Source organism: Polaromonas sp. (genome assembly GCF_039930745.1).
Lineage (GTDB): Bacteria > Pseudomonadota > Gammaproteobacteria > Burkholderiales > Burkholderiaceae_C > Polaromonas.
In genome coordinates, this window is sequence record NZ_JBDTTH010000001.1 from 14,643 (window position 1) to 38,552 (window position 23,910).

Annotated in this window: 19 protein-coding genes and 1 other RNA gene; 3 read left to right on the forward strand and 17 right to left on the reverse strand. The window is 64.3% G+C overall.

The window, feature by feature from the left end; translation table 11 throughout:
- Positions 1 to 23: 23 nt before the first annotated feature.
- The gene (locus tag ABI660_RS00070; protein ID WP_348064077.1) at positions 24 to 1,514 is read left to right on the forward strand and encodes a transglycosylase SLT domain-containing protein; all 1,491 of its coding nucleotides are present in this window, start codon (positions 24 to 26) and stop codon (positions 1,512 to 1,514) included.
- Between the two features lie 106 nt (positions 1,515 to 1,620).
- Complete coding sequence (locus ABI660_RS00075; protein ID WP_348063700.1) at positions 1,621 to 2,469, forward strand: restriction endonuclease; 849 nt, start codon at positions 1,621 to 1,623, stop codon at positions 2,467 to 2,469.
- Positions 2,470 to 2,503: 34 nt separating this feature from the next.
- Here ABI660_RS00075 and ABI660_RS00080 read toward each other — a convergent pair whose 3' ends face one another.
- The 10 genes from ABI660_RS00080 to ABI660_RS00125 all read right to left on the reverse strand — a co-directional run bounded on the left by ABI660_RS00080 (position 2,504) and on the right by ABI660_RS00125 (position 12,170).
- Positions 2,504 to 2,656 (reverse strand): DUF3096 domain-containing protein, encoded by a 153-nt coding sequence (locus ABI660_RS00080; protein ID WP_348063702.1) that lies wholly within the window; start codon positions 2,654 to 2,656, stop codon positions 2,504 to 2,506.
- A 311-nt stretch (positions 2,657 to 2,967) separates the two neighbouring features.
- Positions 2,968 to 3,657 carry a glutathione S-transferase family protein gene (locus ABI660_RS00085; RefSeq protein WP_348063704.1) on the reverse strand — a complete coding sequence of 230 codons (690 nt, stop codon included), beginning with the start codon at positions 3,655 to 3,657 and terminating at the stop codon, positions 2,968 to 2,970.
- Positions 3,657 to 4,496 carry an ABC transporter permease gene (locus ABI660_RS00090; protein WP_348064079.1) on the reverse strand — a complete coding sequence of 280 codons (840 nt, stop codon included), beginning with the start codon at positions 4,494 to 4,496 and terminating at the stop codon, positions 3,657 to 3,659. The genes ABI660_RS00085 and ABI660_RS00090 overlap by 1 nt, the downstream gene beginning before the upstream one ends.
- A gap of 5 nt (positions 4,497 to 4,501) precedes the next feature.
- Entirely contained in the window at positions 4,502 to 5,338 is an 837-nt protein-coding gene (locus ABI660_RS00095) for an ABC transporter ATP-binding protein (RefSeq protein WP_348063706.1), read from the reverse strand.
- A 142-nt stretch (positions 5,339 to 5,480) separates the two neighbouring features.
- On the reverse strand, positions 5,481 to 6,527 hold the full coding sequence (locus ABI660_RS00100; protein ID WP_348063708.1) for an ABC transporter substrate-binding protein: 1,047 nt from the start codon (positions 6,525 to 6,527) through the stop codon (positions 5,481 to 5,483).
- Between the two features lie 114 nt (positions 6,528 to 6,641).
- Positions 6,642 to 7,055, reverse strand: coding sequence for an MAPEG family protein (locus tag ABI660_RS00105; protein WP_348063710.1), 414 nt, complete (start codon positions 7,053 to 7,055; stop codon positions 6,642 to 6,644).
- A gap of 77 nt (positions 7,056 to 7,132) precedes the next feature.
- Complete coding sequence (recR, locus tag ABI660_RS00110) at positions 7,133 to 7,759, reverse strand: recombination mediator RecR (RefSeq protein WP_348063712.1); 627 nt, start codon at positions 7,757 to 7,759, stop codon at positions 7,133 to 7,135.
- Between the two features lie 143 nt (positions 7,760 to 7,902).
- Positions 7,903 to 8,235 (reverse strand): YbaB/EbfC family nucleoid-associated protein, encoded by a 333-nt coding sequence (locus ABI660_RS00115; RefSeq protein WP_077594521.1) that lies wholly within the window; start codon positions 8,233 to 8,235, stop codon positions 7,903 to 7,905.
- Between the two features lie 53 nt (positions 8,236 to 8,288).
- Positions 8,289 to 10,142 (reverse strand): DNA polymerase III subunit gamma/tau, encoded by a 1,854-nt coding sequence (gene dnaX / locus ABI660_RS00120; RefSeq protein WP_348063714.1) that lies wholly within the window; start codon positions 10,140 to 10,142, stop codon positions 8,289 to 8,291.
- A gap of 30 nt (positions 10,143 to 10,172) precedes the next feature.
- Complete coding sequence (locus tag ABI660_RS00125) at positions 10,173 to 12,170, reverse strand: beta-propeller domain-containing protein (RefSeq protein WP_348063716.1); 1,998 nt, start codon at positions 12,168 to 12,170, stop codon at positions 10,173 to 10,175.
- A gap of 143 nt (positions 12,171 to 12,313) precedes the next feature.
- On the opposite strand from ABI660_RS00125, the gene ffs reads away from it, so the two are divergent.
- An RNA gene (ffs, locus tag ABI660_RS00130) (signal recognition particle sRNA small type) lies at positions 12,314 to 12,410 on the forward strand.
- A 77-nt stretch (positions 12,411 to 12,487) separates the two neighbouring features.
- Here the strand turns inward: ffs and ABI660_RS00135 are convergent.
- The 7 genes from ABI660_RS00135 to ABI660_RS00165 form a co-directional block, all read right to left on the reverse strand.
- On the reverse strand, positions 12,488 to 12,958 hold the full coding sequence (locus ABI660_RS00135) for a response regulator (RefSeq protein WP_348063718.1): 471 nt from the start codon (positions 12,956 to 12,958) through the stop codon (positions 12,488 to 12,490).
- Complete coding sequence (locus tag ABI660_RS00140) at positions 12,955 to 15,099, reverse strand: ATP-binding protein (protein ID WP_348063720.1); 2,145 nt, start codon at positions 15,097 to 15,099, stop codon at positions 12,955 to 12,957. The genes ABI660_RS00135 and ABI660_RS00140 overlap by 4 nt, the downstream gene beginning before the upstream one ends.
- 247 nt (positions 15,100 to 15,346) lie before the next feature.
- The gene (locus tag ABI660_RS00145; protein WP_348063722.1) at positions 15,347 to 15,628 is read right to left on the reverse strand and encodes a hypothetical protein; all 282 of its coding nucleotides are present in this window, start codon (positions 15,626 to 15,628) and stop codon (positions 15,347 to 15,349) included.
- Positions 15,629 to 15,725: 97 nt separating this feature from the next.
- Positions 15,726 to 17,096 (reverse strand): TIGR03862 family flavoprotein, encoded by a 1,371-nt coding sequence (locus ABI660_RS00150; protein WP_348063724.1) that lies wholly within the window; start codon positions 17,094 to 17,096, stop codon positions 15,726 to 15,728.
- A 204-nt stretch (positions 17,097 to 17,300) separates the two neighbouring features.
- Positions 17,301 to 17,933, reverse strand: a complete 633-nt coding sequence (locus ABI660_RS00155; protein ID WP_348063726.1) for a hypothetical protein — start codon at positions 17,931 to 17,933, stop codon at positions 17,301 to 17,303.
- A 49-nt stretch (positions 17,934 to 17,982) separates the two neighbouring features.
- Positions 17,983 to 21,285 (reverse strand): UvrD-helicase domain-containing protein, encoded by a 3,303-nt coding sequence (locus ABI660_RS00160; RefSeq protein WP_348063728.1) that lies wholly within the window; start codon positions 21,283 to 21,285, stop codon positions 17,983 to 17,985.
- Positions 21,282 to 23,891, reverse strand: a complete 2,610-nt coding sequence (locus ABI660_RS00165) for a PD-(D/E)XK nuclease family protein (RefSeq protein WP_348063730.1) — start codon at positions 23,889 to 23,891, stop codon at positions 21,282 to 21,284. The genes ABI660_RS00160 and ABI660_RS00165 overlap by 4 nt, the downstream gene beginning before the upstream one ends.
- Between the last annotated feature and the right edge of the window lie 19 nt (positions 23,892 to 23,910).

Genomic DNA, 23,910 nt, shown 5'->3' on the forward strand with positions numbered 1-23,910 from the left:
TCGCTGCACGGCCGACTTCCCCTCTGAAAATTCTTTTCCTTGCCGCCACAATGGCGCTGCTTGCCGGCTGCGCCAGCACCAGCCCGCCCGGCATGCCCGGCGACCCGGTCCTGAGTACCAGCTCGGCGCCGGTCCCCGCGCTCACGCCGGTTTTTCCCAGCGGCCCCCTCTCGCCCATTGACCCGGCGCAGGCCACATCGCGCACAGTCGTGACCCTGCAGCCACCGGCCGATTTATGGGCCCGCATTCGCAGCGGCTTCGCCATGCCCAACTTGCAAAGCGAGCTGGTCACCGACCGCGAGCAGTGGTACGCCAGCCGGCCGGACTATATCCAGCGCATGACTGAACGATCCAGCAAATACCTTTTTCACATTGTTGAGGAACTCGAGCGGCGCAACATGCCGACTGAGCTGGCGCTGCTGCCCTATATTGAAAGCGCCTTCAATCCGCAGGCGGTCTCCACGGCCAAAGCGGCCGGCATGTGGCAATTCATGCCGGCCACCGGTAAATACTTTGACCTGAAACAAAACGCTTTCCGCGACGACCGCCGCGATGTCCTCGCTTCGACACGGGCCGCGCTCGACTACCTGCAAAAACTCCACGGCATGTTCGGCGACTGGCACCTTGCGCTGGCGGCTTACAACTGGGGCGAAGGCAGCGTGGGCCGTGCCATCGCCAAAAACCAGAAACTGGGGTTGGGCACCAGCTACCTCGACCTGCGCATGCCCGATGAAACACGGCTGTACGTGCCCAAGCTCCAGGCCGTCAAGAACATCGTGGCCAATCCCCAGGCCTTTCAGACCGATCTGCCACTGATTGAAAACCATCCTTATTTCCAGCAGGTCCGGATCACGCGCGATATCGACGTGGCGCTCGCCGCCAGGCTGGCCGACGTCGAGATTGCCGATTTCAAGGCGCTCAATCCTTCCGCACACCGCCCGGTGATCATTGCCGCAGGCACACCGCACATCCTGCTGCCCTGGGACAACGCCAAGATCTTCCAGCGCAACTTTGAGGCCTACACCCAAGGCCAGTATGCGAGCTGGACAGCCTGGACCGCACCCTCCACACTGAGCGTCGGCGATGCCGCCCGGCGCGTCGGCATGAGCGAAGCCGACCTGCGCGGGATCAACAACATCCCCCCGCGCATGCTGATCAAGGCGGGGTCCACCCTGCTCGTGCCGCGCGGCGCCAAAATAGACGATGACGTGGCTGTCCACATTGCCGACAACGCCCAGATGGCCTTTGCCCCTGAAATTGTCACACGCCGCAGTACGGTCAAGGCGCGCAAGGGTGAAACCGTCGGCAGCATCGCCCGGCGTTACGGCCTGAGCGCGGCCAGCGTGGCCGACTGGAACAACGTCAAGGCAACGGCCGCCTTCAAGCCCGGCCAGCACGTGGTGGTGTTCCTGCCGGTGAAGGCCAGCGGTGCCCGCAAGCCGTCCGCGCACAGCAACATCAAGGCCGTGCGGCGAAATCCCGGAAAAACCGTGATCAAGAGCAAAAAGCGCTAGTGCAGCGCTGTACCAACCTGTTAAATCCAAGCCAGATCGTGCTCAAGTCCTTACCACTCCTTCGCTGACAGCTATCGAATCAATAGCAAACCCGATAGCGCACGCCATGGTCACCCGCACGCCAGACAACACGACCCCGCGCAGTACCCGTTATCTGTTTGTGCTGGGGCTGGTGGCCATGGGACTGGGCTTCCTGCTGTTGCTGCTACCGGTCACGGACGCGGCGATGCGGCCCGTGGGTGCGGTGGCACTGCTCTTCGGCATCCTGCTCGTGGGCAGTTATTTCCTGGGCAGGCTGAAAGCCGAGATGTCTGCCGACAACCGGGCAGCTGAACCCACCTGGCGCAAACCCGCGCATGGCTCGGCCGGTTACGGCAGCCTGCCCGTGTCGGACGCGCCTGTGGCGGGAGCGCGCGGCGCCCTGGCCAGACCGGCTGTCGCCGCGCCGGCCCAGGTGCCCCAAGCTGCCTTGCTTCCCCTTCCCCCGGCACCACCGCCAGCCGCGCCGGCTATCGCTGTGCCCGCAAGCTGGACGCTGGCACTGTTTGACCGGATGTCGGCACAGCAATTCGACGCCGTGTGTGAAGCGCTGTTTGCCCAGAGCGGTTTCGAAACCCGCTGCCAGTCTCATGGCGCTACCGGTGGTGTGACCATCTGGCTATATTCGCGCCACGCGCAACAGGGCAAGGACAGCCCGGTCGCCGTGGCGCTGTGCAAGCAGTGGCCGGGCCAGCCGGTGGGCGTGCGGGAGCTACACCCCTTGCTGGAACTGATGGCCTCGCGCCAACTCAAGCGCGGCACCTGTGCAACCTCTGCCATTTGCACGGACAACGCGCGCAAATTTGCGAAGTACAACGGCATCAACCTGCTCGACCGCCAAGCCGTACTGGACCTGATTGCCAGACGCAGCCCGGTGCAGCAGCAAGCCCTGCTGGCGTTGGCGCAGGGAAGCTGACAGGCCGTTTGGCCGCGTGCTGGCGGCCGGCGTCTTACAGTTTCAACGAGCCCGTCCCAAACAGTCCCAGCAAACCGATGATGATCAGGTAGATGGCGACGATGAAGTTGAGCAGGCGCGGCATGATCAGGATCAGGATGCCGGCGATCAGGGACACAACAGGGCCAATGGTGAGGTGAAGATTCATAGGTTTCCTTGCGGTAGTGAGAAGAAATGCCGCCAGCATCTCAAGTGTTGCGGCTGGTCCTGCAACCTGGAAGTAGCGCAACAAGATGAAAGTGATGGCTTCGCGTCCAGGGCAAGGCGCAAGCCGCAGCGAAGGCTGTGCGCCTTCGCAAGGATTGCAACGCCGCCATGGGCGTGAAGACGCGCTTACATGTTTCGATGTTTTCGGGTTGCAGTGTTGGGGCTGGCACCAATGTAGCGAGCGGCCGCCAGCGTGTATGTAGGACGACACGAACAAATGAATCCTCAGGGCTGGCCCGCCAGCAGGGCCAGTCAGCGGGCCGGCAACAGGGCAGCCAGGAACGCTGGCAGCGGCCGGCTCTGCGACAGCAGGTAGACCGCCATGGCCCCGGCCACCTGCCGCACCGCCGGCCTTTGGGAAATCCGCTCGCGCCAGGCCAGCAGGCGCGGCGTAGTCGCATCCATGGCAGCGCCCATGCGCTCGCCGAACAGCTGCGCCATGTAAAAGGCAATGTCTGCAAACGAGTATGGGCCGGCAAGATAGTCGCGGTCGGCCAGCAGGAGATCCATCTTCCGGTAATAGTTCATCGAGGCCTCGCGCGCGGCCACCGCCACCGGATCCTGCGGCTGGTCCTGCAAGCTCATCAGCCGGATGATGGGCGGAAAATACACTTCGTCCGATTGATGCTCGAGCAGCCGCGCCCGCGCTTTCGCCACCCGGCCTGCCGGCCACAGCGGCGGCTCGGGCTGCAGCTCTTCCAGGTATTCGAAGATCTGCGTTGAATCAAAAATTTCCAGCTCGCCATGCACCAGCACCGGCACCTGCTGCTTGGGGTTGATGCGTGCCACCTCGGGATGTTTGGGCTGGTAAAGGCGCGTCATCTCAAAAGGCACCATCACCAGTTCGACGTCCAGGCCTTTTTCGAGCGCGGCAATCTGCACCTTGGCGCCAAACATGCTCAGCGGTCCGGAGTAAAGAATCATGGGTTGAGGATTTCCCATCAGAGTTTCTCGGTTTCACCAGTGCGCGGCTGCCATTTCATGAGCCGCTTCTCGATACGTCCGACGATACCGTCGAGGACGAGCGCAAACGCCGTCAGCACCACAATGCCGGCAAACACCGTGTTGACGTCAAACGTGCCTTCGGCCTGCAGGATCAGGTAACCCACACCGCGTGCGGAACCCAGGTATTCGCCCACCACAGCACCGACAAAAGCCAGGCCCACCGATGTGTGCAGGCTGGAAAAAACCCAACTGGTCGCACTCGGCAAATACACCGTGCGCAGCAGTTGCCTTTGATTCGCGCCCAGCATCCTCGCGTTCGCCAGCACCACCGGGCTGACTTCCTTGACGCCCTGATAGACGTTGAAAAACACGATGAAAAACACCAGCGTGACCGCCAGCGCCACCTTGCTCCAGATGCCCAGGCCGAACCACATGGCAAAGATGGGCGCCAGGATCACGCGCGGCATCGAATTGGCCGCCTTGATGTACGGGTCCATGATCGCGCTGGCCATGGGCGCCAGTGCCAGCCACAGCCCGAAGGCCAGGCCCAGCACCGTGCCTATGCCGAAGGCCAGCACGGTCTCCAGCAGCGTGGTGCCCAGATGCAGATAGATGTCAGCGTTGCCAGCCAAGCCGTCGGGGAAAAACAGGCTGGGGCCGAATCCAAAGGGCATGAACCAGGACCAGATGCGCCCCGCTACCTTGATCGGTTCGCCGAGGAAAAACGCCAGTTGCTGGTCGCGGGAAGCCAGCTGCCACAGGCCGAGAAAAGCCACCAGCAAGCCAAGCTGCCAATAGCGCAGATTGCTGCCGGAAGGTTTGAGGACTCGCCACATGCCGTTCATGCCTTTGTCAGCTGTTGCGCATAACCTTTGAGCACTTCATCGCGCAGCACGTCCCAGATCTGGGTGTGCAGTTCGATGAAACGTGGCTGGGTGCGCACCTCGGCCACATTGCGCGGTCGTGGCAGGTCAATCGCAAACTCACCCATGGGCTGGGTGGCGGGTCCGGCCGACAAAACCACCACGCGGTCGCTCATGGCAATGGCTTCGTCGAGGTCGTGCGTGATGAAGAGCACTGCTTTTTTCTTCGCCGCCCACAATTCGAGCACCTCGTTTTCCATCAGCTGGCGGGTCTGGATGTCGAGCGCCGAAAACGGTTCGTCCATCAGGATGATGTCCGGGTCCAACGCCAGTACTTGCGCCAGCGCCGTGCGCTTACGCATGCCACCCGAAAGTTGATGCGGATAACGGTCACCGAAACCGCTCAGGCCCACGCGCTCCAGCCACGCCTGGGCCTGCGCACGCGCTTCGGCATCCGGCATACCGCGATACTGCAGGCCGACCATGACGTTGTCGATGGCGCTGCGCCAGGGCATCAGTGCCTCGGTCTGGAACATGTAGCCGGCCCGGCTATTGATACCGTTCAACGGCTGGCCGAATACCTTCACGCTGCCCGATGTGGGAGGCAACAGCCCGGCGCCTATGTTAAGCAGGGTGGACTTGCCGCAGCCGGTCGGACCGACGACGGAGACGAACTCGCCAGCGCGTATGCGCAGTGTGGTTTCGCCGACGGCGGTGTAGGCCTCGCCCGCGTCGTCCCGCGACCGGAAGGTACACGTGACGTCCAGCAGTTCGATTGCGTGATCAGCGGCGTGATTTTCGGCGAGGTCCGTCATGGATGCATTGTCGCCGCGAAACTTGACGATCTGCTCTTGGCACCTGCCGGGGCCGCGGAACCGGCTTTGCCGGGCCGCAGGCGCAGCGCCCCCTCCGGGGCAGAGAGCTACGCGAAGCGTAGCGAACGTGGGGGCCCTATTTCTAGGCTTTGAATTTGTCTTTCGCGCGCTGGGAAAACTCGTTCGTGTAGGTTTTGCTGAGGACAATCTTGTCGGCCTTGATGCTGGGGTCAAAACTGGCCAGGGCCTTCAGCGCCGTCCTGGCGCCCTCGTCGGGAATGATGCCGTCCAGGGCAATCGCGTCGCGGACCTTGTTGAACGATGCCAGGTACAAACCGCGGTCACCGAGCAGATAGTTCTCGGGCACGGTCTTGATGATGTCGCCCGGGCCGGCGGTCTGCAGCCACTTCAGGCCATGCACGATGGCATTGGCCAGCGCCTGGCAGGTGTTGGGGTTTTTCTGGATGAAGTCTGCCGGCGCGTACAGGCAAGCCGCAGGCATGGGGCCGCCGAACACATCAATCGTTCCCTTGAGCGTGCGCGTGTCCGATATGATTTTCACCTCGCCTTTTTGCTCCAGCATGGTCATCACCGGATCGGTGTTGCTCATGGCATCGATCTGGCCCGAGCGCAGGGCCGCCAGCGCACCAGCCGACGTGCCGACACCGATGAAACTCACGTCCCCGGGCTTGATCCCTGCGCGTGACAGCACCAGATTGGCCATCATGTTGGTCGATGACCCCGGCGCCGAAACGCCAATTTTCTTGCCACGCAGGTCAGCCACCGATTTGTACTTGGGCATGTTTTTGGTGGACACGCCAAAAGCAATCTGCGGTGCTCTGCCCTGCAACACAAAGGCCTGGAACATCTGGTTTTTTGACTGCAGGTTGATGGTGTGCTCGTAGGCACCAGACACCACATCGGCAGAGCCGCCCACCACCGCCTGCAACGCGCGCGCACCGCCTGCGAAGTCGCTGATTTCCACCTCCAGGCCTTCGGCCTTGAAATAGCCGAGCTGCTCCGTGATGGTCAGCGGAAGGTAATAAAACGCGGCTTTTCCGCCAACAGCCAGGGCCACTTTTGTTTTTTCCAGCTTGCCCTGCGCACGCAGAGCCGGAAAGGCCAGCGTGGCTGCCCCCAGAGCAGCAGCACTGGCGAAAGTTCTTCGATTGATGGTGGTGTGTTTCATGCCTGGTTTCTCACTCTCTGATTTTTTTGATGTCCAAAAAGAGCATAGCCAGCCGATAAAAAACCCGCATCGGTATCATCCCGTGCGGGTTTGTACGGAACGGGTTACCAGACGTTACCGATAACCCAGAAAAAGAATGCCGACATTCACCAGCAGCGCCAGGAACCAGATCACGCTACGGCTTTTGGCCATGTCGGCTACGTACATCATGATGTAGGCGATGCGCAGCACCACAAACACAAACGCAAACACGTCCAGCCGAACCTGGGAGGCATGCAGCTGGTGCGCAATGATGACGGCGGCAAAGAAAAACGGCAGCGCTTCAAACGTGTTGGCCTGCGCGCTGTTGGCGCGTGCCCGCCAGTCGGTCTGGCGCGCCAGCCAGGCGCGTGGGTTCTTGTTGTCGTAACCGCCCTGGCGCGGGGGCACCTGCAACATTCCCCACTTGGCCAGAGCTGCGCAGGCCAGCGGAAGCAGGGCCGCAGCCAGCAGGCACCAGTAAGCCACGGTAAAACGTGCGTATGTCATTGTCCAAATGCCTTTCTGGCTTGCAGTCGTTGATAAAGGGTCGTGGTCAGCTATAAAAAACCATTGAGGGCCGCGTGTTAACGCCGGTCCACCAGCGCGTGCGCGATGGTGCCGAGATCGACGTACTCCAGCTCGCTGCCCACGGGCACGCCGCGCGCGAGCCGCGTGACCTGCACGCCGCGGCTTTTGAGGGCTTGGGCAATCACATGCGCAGTGGCCTCGCCCTCGGCCGTGAAGTTGGTGGCCAGGATCACTTCCTGGACCTCGCGCTCCCCCGCCGGCGCTGGCTCGCCTTGCGCGTCCCTGGGCAGCACGCGGTCAAACAGTTTTTGCAGGCCGATGTCATGCGGGCCAATGCCGTCGAGCGGACTGAGTTTGCCCATCAGCACGAAGTACAAACCGCGGTAAGCCAATGTGCGTTCCAGGGCCGCCTGGTCGGCCGGAGTTTCCACCACGCACAGCTTGCTGCGGTCGCGCCCCGGGTTGGCGCAGGTGCTGCAGATGTCGAGCTCGGTCAGCGTATTGCAGAGCGCGCAGTGTTTGACGCTGTGCACCGCATGCTCCAGCGCGCGCGCAATCTGCAGGGCACCGGGCTTGTCGTGTTGCAGCAGATGAAAGGCCATGCGCGCCGCCGACTTGGCGCCCACACCGGGCAGCCGCCGCAGCGCCTGGGTCAGGCCTTCGAGCGCATTGGAATCAGCCATGCTGGACGGCTAATGCGACGCAGGCGTACGCGGGCAGCAAATCAACCGGGGCCGCGGAACCGGCTTTGCCGGGCCGCAGGCGCAGCGCCCCCTCGGGGGGCAGAGAGCTACGCATAGCGAGCGAACGTGGGGGGCCAAAACTTTTAGAAGGGTAATTTCATGCCGCCGGGAAGGCCGGGCATCCCGGCCGTGAGCTTGCCCATTTTTTCCTGGCTCAGGTCTTCGGCCTTGCGCACGGCGGCGTTGAAAGCAGCGGCCACCAGGTCTTCCAGCATGTCCTTGTCGTCGCCCAGCAGGCTGGGGTCGATCTCGACGCGTTTGACGTCGTGCTTGCAGGTCATGGTGACCTTGACCAGCCCGTTGCCCGACTCCGCCGTGACTTCGATGAAAGCAAGTTCATCCTGGGCTTTTTTCAGGTTGTCCTGCATGGCCTGCGCCTGCTTCATCAGGCCGGCGAGTTGTCCTTTGTTGAACATGTCTTTTTTCCTTTACAACTGGGTGGTGGTGAGGTGCGACACCGCACCGGGAATCATATCGGTTTGCCCGCAGCGGGTGCCAGAGGCTTGATGCTGCCGGGCACGATTTTCGCGCCCCACTCGCGCATCATGTCCTGCACAAACGGGTCGTTGTGAATGGTTTCCTCGGCCTGGCGCTGGCGCTCCTGCGCGGCAGCCGCATTGCGCCGGGCCGGCGAGTCGGCGACGGGTCCCAGCTCCACCGCAAGCCGGGGTGCCTGCCCGCCGTCCTGCAGCGCGGCCTGCAGGGCCAGCTGGAGTTTTTCGCGCGCTGCGGGCTGGTTCAGCGACTCGCGCTCCACGCGCAGGGTCCAGACACCGTCTGCCTGCGAGCGCAGCTCGGACTGCAACGCCAACTCACGCGCCAGCGCACCTATCATCTCCGCGACCACCATGCGGTTGACCAGCGCCGTCCAGGCATCGCCAAGCGGGCTGACACCAGCCGCTGGAACGGGCGCTGCCAAGGGCGCGGGAGCTGCGACAGGCGCCGCAACCGGTACAGCGGCCGGTGCCTGAGCTGCGGCCGGGAACGCATCTTCCCAGGGCTGAGGCATGGATGGCTCCGGGTCCGCTACAAAATCAGGAGCTGGTGGCGCCCGGCCAGCAAGGGCTGGAGGCCGATTTTGTTCAACGGTCGGGCGGCTGACCGGTACCGGCGGCACGGCGGCACGGGCCGCAACAGCAGCCGGGGCCCTGTCAGGCGGCGGCTTTTTTGGAGGCTCGACGGCGCCTCCCGCAGCAGCAGTCGCCGTCGTTGCGCCGGATGGCTTGAAGGCCAGCAGGCGCAGCAGCACCATGGTCAGCGCCGCGTAATCGTCGGGTGCCAGGCCGAGTTCGGCGCGGCCGTGCAGGCACAGGCTGTAAAGCAGCTGGGTTTCGTCGGCCGGCATGGTTTGCGCCAGCCGTGCCGTGGCGGCGATCTCCGGATCGGAATCGTCGTCTCCCGCGCCTATGCCGGGCACGGCCTGCAACACCGCCATGCGCTGCAGCACGGTGGCCATTTCTTCCAGGGTAGATGCGGCGCTCAGGCCATTGAGGCGCAAGACCTCGGAGGTCTCGACCACACTTTTCCCATCGCCGCGCGCCAGCGCATCCAGTAGCTGGAACACATAGCTGCGGTCCACGCTGCCCAGCATCTGGCGCACGCTGGCTTCCTGCAACTGGCCCGAGCCAAAGGCAATCGCCTGGTCGGTCAGCGACAGCGCGTCGCGCATGGAGCCGCGCGCAGCACGTGCCAGCAGGCGCAGGGCCTGCGGTTCGGAAGACACTTTTTCTGCGGCCAGCACCTCGGTCAGGTGTTCAAGAATCGTTTCGGGCGCCATGGGCCGCAGATTGAACTGCAGGCAGCGTGACAGCACGGTGGCCGGCACCTTCTGCGGGTCGGTCGTGGCCAGCACGAACTTCAGGTATTCGGGCGGCTCCTCCAGCGTCTTGAGCATGGCGTTGAACGCCGTGTTCGTGAGCATGTGGACCTCGTCGATCATGAAGACCTTAAAGCGCCCCACCACCGGCTTGTAAACCGCCTGCTCCAGCAATTGTGCAATTTCGTCGACGCCGCGGTTCGATGCCGCATCAAGCTCGGTGTAATCAACAAACCGTCCGCTGTCGATGTCGGTACAGGCTTGGCAGACGCCGCAGGGCGTGGCGGTAATGCCACCCTGCCCGTCCGTGCCCAGGCAATTAAGCGATTTGGCCAGGATGCGCGAGATGGTGGTCTTACCGACGCCACGGGTACCGGTGAACAGGTAGGCATGGTGCAGACGCTGCGTGCCCAGTGCGTTGCTCAGGGCCTGCACCACATGCGACTGCCCAACCATTTCAGAAAAATTCCGGGGGCGGTATTTGCGGGCAAGGACGAGGTAGGACATTCCCCGATTCTACGGTTGCGCCAGAGCCCCTCAGGGCTGGTAATCTGCCGAACCCGGTGCAAAACTGATACGCCGGGTCTCCACCAGGCGCTCGGGCGTACCCGGTGCCTTCAACACACGTCCCTCGACCAGCTCATAGCCCAGCAGGGCAAACACCCGGTTGCGCAAGAAAATGGGGCGGGCATTGCCATACCAGTCCACGCAGGAGACGCGGCAGCCATCGTCCTTGCCGATCCCCCGGCGCGAGGCAAGGCTGCCGACACCGCTGAGCTTCAGGCGGTTGTTGCGCAGGTAAAGCATGCCGGCGGGCTCGTCCCACAGCTGGCGGTAGCCGCCCTGCCCGCTGCCGCGCACCGGCAAGCCGACCAGGCCGGAATCACCGCCCTCGGGTTTGTAGAAAAAACCGTGGCTGCGCGTTTCGCCCTGCGCAGCCTGCGCCTGTACAAAACGCCCGACCACCCGCGCCTTGGCTGCCAGCTGCACGCTGGAAAAATGCAGGTCTTGCCCATCCGTGCCCACCGCAATCGCATCGCTGCCCAGCGCCTCGATACGGTCCAGCCCATGCGGCAACGCCAGCGTTTCGGTCCGGGCGCGGTCGGCAAAATGCACCACCTGCAACTGCCCCAATGTTCCCGGTGCAGGCCGGCGCCAGCCGCTGCCCGCGCCATAAAGCAGGCGCTGGCCGACAAAGCGGTTCTGCAGGCTGCCTTCGCCCGCAGCCGGCAAATGCGCGTAAGCCTGCGCGGGGGCACTGGCCTGGTCATCGCCGAAGTCACGCACCGCAACACGCAGCAGGGACAGGTTGCCGCCGCTGCCTTCGCCGCGCCACATGCCGTCACCATTGCCATTGGCACGCAGCAGCACATTCAGGTACCCATCGTCGCCCTCCAGGAAGGACATCTGGTCGATCGGGCTGCCCTGGGTCTTGAGCATGCTGGGCGCCGCGCCATCGAGCGGCAGGCGGAACACCGCTGATTGCGAAACCACGCGCCCGCTGGCTGCGTCGCGCTGGTTGCGCGTGGTCCAGACATACACCGCCCGGCTCGACACATAAAACACCCGGCCGGCCGGCCCCAGCACGGCGCTGGACCTGCAATCCAGTTCGGGCTGGGCCAGATCGCAACGCACGATGGTGTGCAGGGTGGTGCCTTCCTGCGGATTCAGGGCCTCATCAGTCCGGTAGATGCGCGTGGCGTCGGCAATGCGTTTGAAGTCCGCGGGCGTGGCGCCCGGCTGCCAGCGCCGCAGCGCCGGCAGGCGTGCCGCCGGGTCGGCATGCCAGAGGTTGAGCGGAATGGGGGTGTACAGGATGAGCTGGCTGCCAATCAGGCGGCTCGCATAGTTGCGCGAGGAGTAGTAGTCGCTGGAGCGCAGATGCCAGGTGGCACGGTAGCTGAGCTTGCCCGCTTCGTCGATGTTGAACAGGCCCAGCTCGGTGCCCCCGCGCGCATAGCTGTAGCCGATCACGGCCACCGTGTTGCCGGCCACAATCATCTCGTCGTACCAGGCACCCGATGGGTTGACGTCCGGCGCATAGGCATTGATGGACGACACCGGCAGCAGTTGGTAGCGGTCCACGTCCACCGTGAACAGGCGCCCCCTGCGCAGGATGACCAGGTGTTTGCCGTGCACCTTGACAATGCCGCCTTCGTCCACACCGGCTGTCTGGTTGTTGGTGATGTACTCCGCTGCGCCGGCGGCAGCAGGCGCAGGCGGAGGCGCGGCCATGGCCACCGGGACGGGGTAACTGGGCGCAGGCGCCCAGGTCTTGCCGGGGTTTTCGGCCTCCCATTTTTTTCGGACTTCTTCCTGGCGCAGCCGCCGCTCTTCTTCCTGCTTGCGGCGCTCTTCTTCGCGGCGCTTGCGCTCCACCACAAAGGGTTCGAACCAGGCCTGCAGCGCTGCCTCGTCTGCAAAGGCAGCCAGCGTTTTAGCTGGAACGAAGGCCTCGACATCCGCTTGCGCTTGCGCGGCATTCAACACCATACAGGCCGACACACCCGCTAGGGACTTCAACAACCAGGACATGGCTTTTCCCTTCTTTTTTATGCATGCGCCACTTTCCTGGGCGAGCGGTCCGCGGCCTTCCCCAAACAGAAAGGCCAGACTATTTTTCAGCTATTGGATGATATTCGTCCGGGCCAGCCCGCGCCTCGCATAAAATAGTGAGTGACGGGCCTTCCCGCATGGTGAAGCGGCCAACCGGGTCAGATGGGGAACCAAGCAGCCCTAACTGCCGAGCCAGTGCCGGGGTCGAGGTCCGTCACCTTATTTATGAAACAGGGCATGCGAGCATGCCCTGTTTTTTTTCGCCCGCACCGCACAGGGCAGCACCTCCCTGACACTCAGGGCGGCGTGACGGGCCGGGACGAATCGGGCAACACGACCAGCGTGAGCCAGTAGCCGGCAAGCTGGCTGATCGCCTGGACAAAGTTGTTGAAGTCGATCGGCTTGGTGATGTAGGAGTTGCAGCGAAGGCTGTACATCTGCTCGATGTCCTTGGCTTCATACGACGTGGTGAGAACGACCACGGGCAGGTGCCGGAGCCTGTCGTCCTTGACGATTTCAGCCAGCACCTCGCGTCCGTCCATGATGGGCATGTGCAAGTCCAGCAGGATCAGGTCGGGGGTGGGGGCATTCGCATAGGGACCCTGCCTGCGCAAAAACTGCATGCACTTCTCGCCGTTATCGACATGGTGCAGGTTGACGCGCAGGCGGGCCGCGTCAAAGGCCTCACGGGTCAGGAAAACATCGTCTTCGTTGTCTTCAACCAGCAGGATTTCGGCAACCCTGCTATCGGCAAGCGGTCTGATCATGAGGAACTGCTCTCTCCGGCCGAGGCCGGGATGGTGAAGCGGAACGTACTTCCTTTGCCAGGCGCCGATTCTATCCAGATTCGGCCCCCATGGCTGATGACGACACGGCGGCAAATGGCCAGCCCGATGCCCGTCCCGGTGTATTCCTGCTGCGTGTGCAGGCGCTTGAAGATCTCAAAAACGCGCTCGTGGTGCTTCGGCTCCATGCCTATGCCGTTGTCCTTGACCGAAAACACCCACTCCCGCTCGTGCAACTCCGCAGACACATGCACTACCGGCGGGCCGTCGCAGTACTTGATGCCGTTGGCCACCAGGTTGAGCAGCAGCTGCACCAGCTGCGTCCTGTCGCCTGTGACGGTGGGCAGCGGCCTGGCAGTCACGCTAGCGCCGCTAGCGCTGATCGGGGCGTCAAGCAGTTGCAGCACGTCCTCGAACACTTCGCTGCAGTCAACAGGGGTAAATGCCCGGCTGCCGGAGCTGACCCGTGCATAGGAAAGCAGGTCATCGGTCAGTTGCTCCAGCCTGTTGGCTGCCGCAGCCGTCCGCCGGATCAGGGCAATGGCCCGCTCGTCGAGTTTGTCGGCGTAGTTTTTTTCCAGCAACTGCACGAAGCCGCCTATGGAGCGCAGCGGCGTCTTCAGGTCATGCGAAGCCACATAGGCGAACTGCTGCAGGTCCAGGTTGCTGCGCTCCAGCGCTTCGTGGATGCGCAGCCGCGCCGTGATGTCGCGCAGGATGAGGGTATGGACCTGGCTGCTGCCGGCGAGAACCTGCGGAAACGAGATTTCAACCGCAAACTCGTCGCCGTCCAGGCGCATGGCGGTGGCCACCTCGATGGCGGGAGCCTCCCGATCCTGGAGATCCAATTCCCGCGGCGCCAGCAACTGCGCCGAAAAATCGCCGCGCAGGCGCTCCGGAATAAAGCGGATGAAAGGTGTGCCAATGGCCTCCTCGAGCGGACAGCCGAACATCGTCACCGCGGCAAAGTTGAACAGCACAATGTTCCAGCTGTCGTCCAGGATGACGATGGCGTCCGTGGCCGATTCAACAATGCCGCGCATGCGCGCCTCACTGTCGGTCAGCGCCTTGCTGGCGTCGGTCAGCATCAGCGATGCCCGGTTGATGGCCTGCCCTACCTCGTCAACTTCCCGTATCTCCAGCGCCGGCACGGCCGCCACGCGCCCGTCACCCAGCGACAGCGCGGCCGACCGCAGCGCCCGCACGGACTGCACGATGCGCCCGCCCATCACCCACGCCAGGCCCAGGCTGCTTGCCAGCAGCAAGGTGGCCAGGCCGCCCAGCAGCCACAAGGAGTGGCGCAGTTCCCCGGTCAGCGATGCGATGGGAATGCCGATGGCCACGCCCCAGCGCGAGGTGGGGGAACGCGTGAAAACAGAGAGCACCGGAATGCCCTCGCGCGAAACGGCCTCCAGCGAGGCTTCATCCACTTCTGTCAGGCGCTGCGTCAGGTCCGACCCCAGGGGCTGCCCGATAAATTGGTGGATCTCGTGCGTGCGGGCCACGATGACGCCGGACGCATCAAAAATCGTGGCGATCCGGTCCGACGGGAAGCGGTAGTCCGAGAGGATTTTTTGCAGATGCTCGGGCAGCACTACTGCCACCAGAGAGTGGCTGACGGCATTTCCGCTGTACACCGGAACAGCCACGTTGATCAGCGGCCTCTTGAGGACAGGGCCGATGAAGAGGTCTGAAATATCAGTGCGCCCGTTTTGCAGGACGCGTTCGAGTTGCGCCATGTTGGTGGCCTTGGGCAGCGCCTGGCCGTAGGGCCTGGCCGTATTGATGCGCTGCTGCCCGCTGGCATCGATCAGGACGATGTTGTTGGCATAGTGCCTGTGCAGCAGGGCCGTGGCCTGTGCCTGAAAAGCCGCAAAATCCCGGCTTTGCAGGGACGGCGAAGTCGACAGCGAGCGCAAGGACATCTCGGCCCCTGCAAACTCTCTGTCTACGGCATGCATCAGCGCGCGGGCGTGGGCCACCGTGTCCCGCACAAGCTCGGCTCGCTGGCGCTGGTAGTCGTAAGCCAGCAGCAGGGCCGCCGTCAACGTCGCGGGAAACAGGCAGGCCGCCACCAGCCAGGCCAGGCTGGACCGTATGGAGGTGATGCGTGTTTTTTTCAAAAAACCCTGGCCAGCCTTCTCGTGGTTCGAAGAGCGTCGGGGCAGGGTCTGGCTGCAAAATGAAAGGACTCTGCGCGTGCTTCGGTCGATCATAGGCTGCGCCATGGGCCGCGGCAAGGGGACATTCCATTTCTACATCATCCGTGCACTTTGTCGGCTTCGCTAGCCGTACGTCTGTACTGTCGTCGCTTCGCCTTCGCGTTCACGAATGATGTAGAAATGGAATCAAACCCGCGTCAGGCGCTGGTCAGGAGCTGACCTCTTCCATCGCCATCGTGGTGTTCAGCGCGTGCTCGGCAATCTGCGCAGACGCCAGCGCCAGCGTGGCCAGCGGGTAGGTGCCGCTGATGATGCTGCGGTAAGCAATCTCCGCGCCCACGGCATCGCGGCCCAAGCCCTCGGTCGCGGCGACGATGCAGGCCTCGATGCTGTCCAGGCCGGCGTCGCTGAACAGCTCTTCGCTCTCGTAGCTGACGCGGTACTCGTACTGTCCCTGCTCCAGGGTGTCGATGTGGAAACGCACGATCATGGCAAACCCCTTCCTTCTATGAATGCTTGCGTGACATGGGAGTATGGGAAGCCGGATGCTACAGAATCAATAGCTATCTGCGCCCGTATCCATTGGGCTACAACCCAAAATGATTCAAAACACCCTGCCCGGCCAGGCGCCCGCTGGCAAAACAGGCCGTCAGCAGGTAGCCGCCGGTGGGCGCCTCCCAGTCCAGCATTTCCCCGGCGCAAAACACCGGCTGCGGGATGTCTTTCACGCTGGCCAGCCGCAGCTGCGCGTCCATGGTTTCAAACATCACGCCGCCCGCGCTGCTGATGGCTTCGTCGATCGGCCTGGTGGCCACCACACGTACTGGCAGGCCCTTGATCGCATGAGCCAGCCGGACGGCGTCGTTCATCGCCTCCTTGTCCAGCAGCTCATGCAACATGGCGGCCTTGATGCCCTCCAGGTGCAGGCGGCTCTTGAGGTGGCTGGACAGCGAGCGCGAGCCGCGCGGGTGCCGCACTTCAACCAGCACCTGCTCGAGCGACTTGTCCGGCAGCAGGTCGAGCTGGAAGGTGGCGCTGCCGTGCGCGGCAATCTCGTCACGCAGCAGGGGCGAGGCGGCATAGATCAGGCTGCCTTCAACACCGGTTGCGGTGGCGACAAACTCGCCCTTGCGGCTGAAGCTGCGGCCCTGTGAATCGGTAAAACTGATCGCCACCGACTTGAAAGGCTGACCGGCGAAACGGGTGGCGAAATGTTCGGTCCAGCCCGACTGCTGCGACTTGCCTGTGCCCACCAACTCCTTGAAAAACTCTCGGCGGGTTTCGCCCTGCTCTGCTGCTTCCAGCGCGTGCGGCTCGGGGCCGACGTCGAAGCCACAGTTCGAGGGCTGCAAGGCCGCCACAGCCACGCCGCGTTCGACCAGCAGCGGCGCCCAGGTGCCGTCAGAGCCCAGCCGCGCCCAGCTTCCGCCGCCCAGGGCCAGCACCACGGCATCGGCCTGCACCTGCACCGGGCCGGCCAGCGTTGAAAAACTTAAAGCGCCACCCTCCATCCAGCCCAGCCAGCGGTGCCGCATGAAAAAAGACACCCCGGCGCCGCGCAGGCGATGCAGCCAGGCGCGCAGCAGCGGCGCGGCTTTCATGTCCTTGGGAAACACGCGGCCAGAGCTGCCGACAAAGGTCTCCACACCCAGACCCTGGGCCCATGCACGCAATTCAGCGGGGCCGAAGGCAGCCAGCAACGGCTGCAGTTGCGCGCTGCGCTCGCCGTAGCGGCTGAGGAAGGGCTCGGCAGCCTCGGCATGCGTGAGGTTCAGCCCACCCTTGCCTGCCAGCAGGAATTTGCGCCCCACCGAAGGCATGGCGTCGTAGAGTTCGACTTTCAGCGCGGGACCGACAGTTGCCAGCATCTCGGCGGCCATCAGGCCGGCGGGGCCGCCACCGATGACGGCAACGCGCAGCGTGTGTGACGGGTTTGGAGCAGAAGTTGAATGAGTCAAGGAAAGGTCCGTCTGCACAAAATTGCGAAAGTGGCGAAGTGGCGAATTGGAAAAGCTCAGGAAGCGGGGTTGGGCCGGCAGGCCCATCCGCTCTCATTTTTATAGCTGGTAACGCCCGCTGTTTAAGGGCTAGAAGGCAAAAAGCTTCGAAGAAAGTGTGCAAGCCTGCCTCGGGCGGGTTTGCACATGCCCTGATTATTGCAGCTACATGGGTGGAGCAAACCCGTTGCGGCCGACGATCATGCGAAGCGCTGTCGGCTTGCCGTCCCTCACCTGGGCGGTGATCATCACCCTGGCGCCAGGCACCACGAGTGCGTTTTCATCTTCCTTACCGGGCTTGAAGGTCACCACCGGTGCGGTCGGCGGCACGATGATTGTCTTTTCCCCGTCTTTGTACCGCAGTACCAGCTTCTGGCCACCCGGCACGCTGGCAGGCGCGGCCACCAGATCAGCCACCGTGGCATTGGTCATGGTGCTTTGCGGCTGCAGGTCCCAAGGGTAATGGCCCTCACCCGTGCCGCGGGCGGCTTCGGGGAACACCAACACCTCCAGCGCCAGCTGGGTGCCGTCAGCCTGCGGCATGGCCGCTGTGCCGACGTAACTGCCGGGCTTGATATCGGCCAGCTTGAGCGGCAACACCTCGGACACCGCCATATCGGCCGGCCGTACCAGCGTGATCACTTCGCCGCTGCGCTCCCTCACTGTGATGCTTGCGGGCTCGACTTTTTCAATCGTGCCGCGCACGCGAACGGTGGGGTTGGCCGGCGCGGGCGTTTGCGCCCATGCCAGGGGCAAGACAGCCAGAAAGGCCAGCGAGGCAGCAAGTTGCTTGAACATGGAAATGTCTCCTTGATTGAGGTCAGCGGGTGTCTTCGGGCGTGTGAGATCAGTTCAGCTCGACCACAGTTCCCCGCCCTGTCAGGAAAGCCGCTTTCACCGGCGCGCCGGGGTAGATCAGTTGCACTGCCGCACGGTAGGCCTGGAGTTGCTCCACCAGCGCGGGTTGCAGCTCCGGCGCTACGGCCGATTTGTAGTCGAGTACCCACCAGTGGCCTTCGTGGCCGGTGTCCTTGCGCTGCACGAGACGGTCCAACCGCAGAGCCTGGCCGGCATAAACCAGATCGACCTCGTTGCTCTGCCAGGCCACAGACTCCGGGCTCCAGGCCCAGGCGCCCTCGCCCGCCAGGATGCGCCTGGCCAGCGCAGCAGCCTCGGCCGCCTGCGCTGGGCTCAGGCGAAACTCGCGCGCCGCCGCCGTGACCTGCGGCGCCGACAAGGCACCGCCCCACTCCAGCAGGCGGTGCATGGCCTTGCCGATGCGCGCCTTCAGCGAATCTTCATCCACCCGCTCCACGGCAGGCACAGCGGGCGCCAGGGCTTCGGGCAAGGCCGGCAACTCGGGCAGGTAAAAAATGCCGGTGTCCACCAGGTCCGGCCGCGCCGCGGCGGATTCGTCGGCCACCGGCGCGGGCAGCTCGCCCACCAGTGCGTACAGGCGCTGCCACCAGCTTTCGGTGGTCACGCGGTGCGGCTCGATGGAAGAGATCACCAGCGTATGGCGGGCGCGTGTCAGCGCCACATACAGGGCGTTGAGTTCTTCGCGCTTGCGCGCGGCCTGCTCACTGGCCAGCGTCTCGGCAGCGCAGGCCGGCGGCCGGCTTTCGCTAACCAGAAAGACGAACTTGCGCGGCTCGGTCGCCTCGCCGGGCCAGTCGACCAGCACGCCCATGCTGTCGGCGTTGCGCTCCACCGTGTCGGTATCCAGCAGCAGCACGGCTTCGGCCTCCAAGCCCTTGGCCCCGTGAATCGTCAGCAGCCGGACGGCCTCGCTACTGACCGCTGCCGGCGCCTGCGTGCCCCCAGCCTTGAGCGCGCGCACAAAACCGTAAGGCGTGGCGTAACGCCCGCCGTCCAGCGCCAGCGACACACCGAGCAACGCGCGCAAATTGGCAAGCACCGCGCTGCGCTGCGCCGCCGGGGCGGCCGCGCCAAAGCGTGCCAGCACGTCGCCGTCGTCATAAATACCCTGCAGCGCATCGTGCGGCGGCAGGCGGTCCAGCCAGCGCTTCCATTTGGCAAAAACAGCCCCCAGCCCTTTCAGGCCGGGCGCAAGCAGCTCCTCTTTTTGTAGCAATCTGTACCACGGTAGGTGGTGCTCGCGCTGCAGCAGGGCCAGTTGCACCAGGCTTTCGTCGGCCAAGCCAAACAGCGGCGAGCGCAGTGCCCGCGCCAAAGAAAGGTCATGCTGCGGTGACACCAGCACGTCAAGCAGGGCCACGATGTCCAGCACTTCGCAGCAGTCGATCAGCTCCGTTTTCTCACCCACCTGCGCAGGGATATGCAGTGCGCGCAGCTCGTCTTGCAGCGGCAGCAGACCAGCGCGTTTGCGCGAGAGCACCATCACATCCTGCGGCCGCAAGCCGGCGGCGATTTGTTCGGATATCCACGCTGCGGCCTGCCGGGCTTCGCGCGTGCGCAGGGTTTCTTCGGGCAGCTCGCGCGGCATGGTCAGACTGTCACGCCAGCCTGCGGCCAGCGGCGAAGCTTCTTCTTCGTCCTTGTTGCGCGCAATGGGCGGCAGGCGGCCGACAGCGCCGGCCAGGCCCGAGGCCGTGGTGTGCTCGCGAAAGCCGTCATAGCCGTCGGCCTCACGCGCGGTGGCCATAGCCGAGTTGACGGTGTCGATCACCGCTTCGGCGTTGCGGCGCGTGTGGTCGCAGCTGAGCAAATCGCCGCCCAGGCCGTGCACCACAAAAGCCTGCGCGGCGCGAAACACCTGCGGCTCGGCACGGCGGAAGCGGTAAATGCTTTGTTTGGGGTCACCCACCAGGAACACGCTGGGCGCCGTACCCGCACCCGAATAGCCGATGAGCCAGGCATACAGCGCCTGCCACTGCAGCGGATTGGTATCCTGGAACTCGTCGATCATCAGGTGGCGGATGCGCGCGTCCAGCCGCTCCTGCACCCAGCCCGACAACACGGGGTCGGCCAGCATCAGCAGTGCCGCACGCTCGACATCGTTCATGTCGACCCAGCCGCAGTCACGCTTCAAGGCGGTGAACTGGGCGATCAGCACGCGTGTGAGCCGCGCCATGCGTTGCTGGTACAGCCAGGCGTCGTGCTGCTGGCGCGCCGCCACCACGCGCAGCACCAGGTCCTGGGCAATGCGCACCTGCTCAATGCCGACGATTTTTTCGCCGAACTTGCGCGGCGTGCCTTTTTCGGTCAGCAGGGCCGCGATGGCCGCCGGGAAGTCGCCGGCCGTCAACGCCTGTTCGAGCTCCACGCCCTTGGCTGAGAAAGTCGGCGCGCTGGCGCGGCCCAGCGCCAGGGCGGCGTCCCTCAGCGTTTGCCTGTGAAAGCGGTTGGTGCTGAGAAGCTCTTCCGGTTCATCAAGGCCGCCAAATTCGGTGAACTGCGCGCTGAAGGCTTGCACCGAGGTGTCGATCACGCCTTTTTCATCGGCCAGCGTGAACTCGGTGCGCTTGTCGAGCGCCGCCTGCAAGGCCTTTTCGGCCTGAAAACGGCCATACGCCAGCACCACCGCTTCAAAGTCCGCCTTGAGCGAGGCATCAACCGAAACCGCCGCATAAAACCGCCGCCACACCAGCGCGCGGGCCGGCGCGTCGTCTTCCAGCAGCTCGTAGTTCACCGGCAGCTCCAGGCGCTGGAGCACCGCCACTGGCGCGCTGCGCAGCAAGGCCGCAAACCAGCTGTGGAAGGTGCGGATCTGCACCGAGCGGCCGCTGGCCAAAATGGAGCGGTATAAATTTGATAGCTGCTCGCGCACGGCCTGTGCGGACTTCAGACCTTTTTGGCTTGCAAAATCGACGCTGACGCCGCGCATTTCGAGTTCGCGCTGCAGGGTCTCGTCGTCGGCATGGGCAAAGGCCTTGAGCCAGTCGTCCAGCCGCTCGCGCATTTCGCCGGCAGCTTTTTTAGTGAACGTGATGGCCAGGATCTCATGCGGCAAGACCTGCTGCCCCGGCACGGCCGTGGCCCCGTCAAGCAAGGCCCGCACAATGCGCGACACCAGCATCCAGGTTTTGCCCGCGCCAGCGCAGGCCTCCACCGCCACGCTGCGCCGCGGGTCACAGGCAATGGCGTAAAACGCATCGGCCGAAACCGGCTCGCCGTTGCATTCGTAGGCTGCGGTGTGGGCGATCAATCTGTTGACCGGTGGGTTCATGCGCCCTCCTCCCCGGCCGTGGCTTGTTCGCCCAGACTCCAGAAGTCCTTTCTGCAGAGACCTCGGGCGGCGCAGTAGTCACAAGCCTTGCCTTCACCCAGCGCCGGCAGTTTGGCTCCGCGGTCGATACGCGCCATGTCGGTCACGATGCTGTCGATCAGTTCGTCGCGCAGGCCGACGATGTCGGGCTGCTCGTAGGTTTTGGTGGGCTCTTTTTCGCCCAGGTTGACATACGCCGCGCCCAGCGTGTCGTCGCTCATCAGCGCGGCATAAAACGCCAGTTGCGTGTCTTCCTGGCCGTTCTTGATGCGCTCGGCCGTGGTGGTGCGCGGCTCGGCCTTGTAGTCGATCACCAGGGCGTGCCCGTCGGGCTGGCGGTCGATGCGGTCCAGCTTGCCGAGCAGCGTGAGCGTGCCGACGGGCACTTCGCGCCAGACTTCGGCTTCGTCAAATACCGCGCCGGTGGCTTCATGGTCGGCCAGCCATTTCAGGTAGCCCTCGCGCACGCCGGGCCAGGCCGCGGCAAAGGGCAAAAACTCGCTGTCGCTGAGCGCCAGCTCCTGCGTGGCACGCTCGGCCGCCGTATTGATCATCGCTATTCGCGCTGTTGCATCGGGCGTTGGCGCCGCCTTGAGCGCTTCGTGGAAGTACCGCAGCAGGCTGTGCAGCCAATTGCCAAAGTCGCGCTTGCCCAGTTCGCTTTCGAGCTCTTCGGGCTCCTGCAGCCGGAGCTGGCGCAGCGCAAAAAAGCGGTAGGGGCAACGCCGCAGGTCTTCATAGGCGCTGGCCGAAAGCCGGTTGACAGGCAAGGCCTCGCCGGTTGGAAAGGGATGCGGCGTGGGCTGCGTGGCCACGGCTCGCAGGCTGCGCGGGTCGGTGGCCATGCCGGGTGCGGCCTCCTCGCCCTGGTCATGATTCTGGTCCAGCAGCAGTTCCTGCACGAAGCCGCTGGGAATCAGGTGTTCGCCGGATTCACTGGTGCGCCAGAGCACATCGAGATGCGGCATTTGCAAAGCGTATTGCCAGGCCTGGCGTTGGGCGGCGGCGAGCGTTTCCCGCGACGGCAGGCCGAGCAGCTCACGCTGGCCTGGCGTCCAGGGGCCGGCAGGCTCCGGCGACACCGGCAGGCGGATTTCATCGCAACCGGGCAGCACCACGGCCTGCATGGGACGGCCGAGCAGTTGCGCCAGGGGCAGGATCACCACCTGCTCCGCAGGGGGATGCAGCGGGGAAAACTTGCCGCCTTCGAGTGCCTGGTTGGCCCACTGCGTGAAGTCATGCTGCCGCATCACCGGCGTTGCCTCGAATTCGGTCTCGGCGCCTTCGTGCAGGCGCAGCACGTCCAGCACGGTCTGCCCGGCCTCGTCCTGCGCCAGCGCGTCCCACTGTCCGGCCGATTGCAGAAGGCTGCGCAGGTCGCGCAGCCACATCGCCAGCGGACGGGCACGGCCGAATGGGCTGCGCAATGCGTTCACTTCTCGCGCTAGGGGGCCCGTGGCCGCAAATGCGGGCGGCAAAATATCTTCTTCCGGAAAGTCCGGCAGGTCGCGCCAGGCGCGCACGCCGGTCTTGCGCAGTTCGGTTTCGGCAGCGGTGACCAGGGCGGCATCAAACGCCGGTGCGTTTTTCAGCCAGTCCAGCACAGCATCCGTCGATGCGTCCCAGGGCATGGCGCGCAGCAGGGTCATCAGGCTGGCGGCCGCGCGCGTGGTCGAAAGCTTCCAGCCGGTTTCATCGCGCATGGCAACACCGCGCTCGGCCAGCATGGCGCCGACACGGCGCGTGAGCTGCCGGTCCTGCGCAATCAACGCGACCGGGCTGCGGCCTTGCGCCAGGTGCGCCAGCACGCAGGCAGCGGCGCGGCCGGCTTCGTCTTCGGCGTCCTGTGCGATGTGCAGCGCAGGCGGCGCCGAGGGTCCGTCCAGCTTCAGGCTCAGGGGGATGGACACCGACCGGTCGCCGAAGTGCGCCTTGAGGGCTTCGGTGAGCGGGTCAGCCTGAAAGCCCTCCAGCACGGCAAACAACTGGGGCTTGGCCTGGAAAAGACGGTCGGTGGGATAAGTTGAAGCCGCAGCCCATGCCAGCGCAATGCGCCCCACGGCAGCTTCGAGTGCCAGCACCGGCGAATCCAGACCAGCTGCCAGCGTCAGCGCCAGCTGTTCACTCCAGGCCCAGCGCCCGGCCGGCACGACGGCAGCGGCAACACCGGCCAGGCTCCAGGTCGCTTCGACCAGCCGGCCGGCCAGCGCATCTTGCTGCGCCCCCAGCCCCGCGCGCCCCAGCAGCGAAGCGGCCGTCAGCATGTCCACCGCCATATCCATGCGCAAGTCATCGCCTGAAGGGACATGCAGGCCCAGCGTACCGCCCAGGCCGCTGGCCCAGTTCATGGTGGTTTCAAAGCGGGGAACAAAGAAAGTCTCGCCCGCCTGCACGGCCCAGGCGCGCCGCCCCTGTTGGATCAATTGGGCATAAGGCAGCAGCACCACCGCCTCGGCGGGATGGACACTGCGCGCCTGCACCACCGCGGCCAGCTGGCCGATGGCCTGCTGCCAGCACAAGGCGTCTGGCGTAAGCAATGCGGCGTCAACGGTCAAGGCGGGCGACATGGAGGAATTTGGGAAAGGC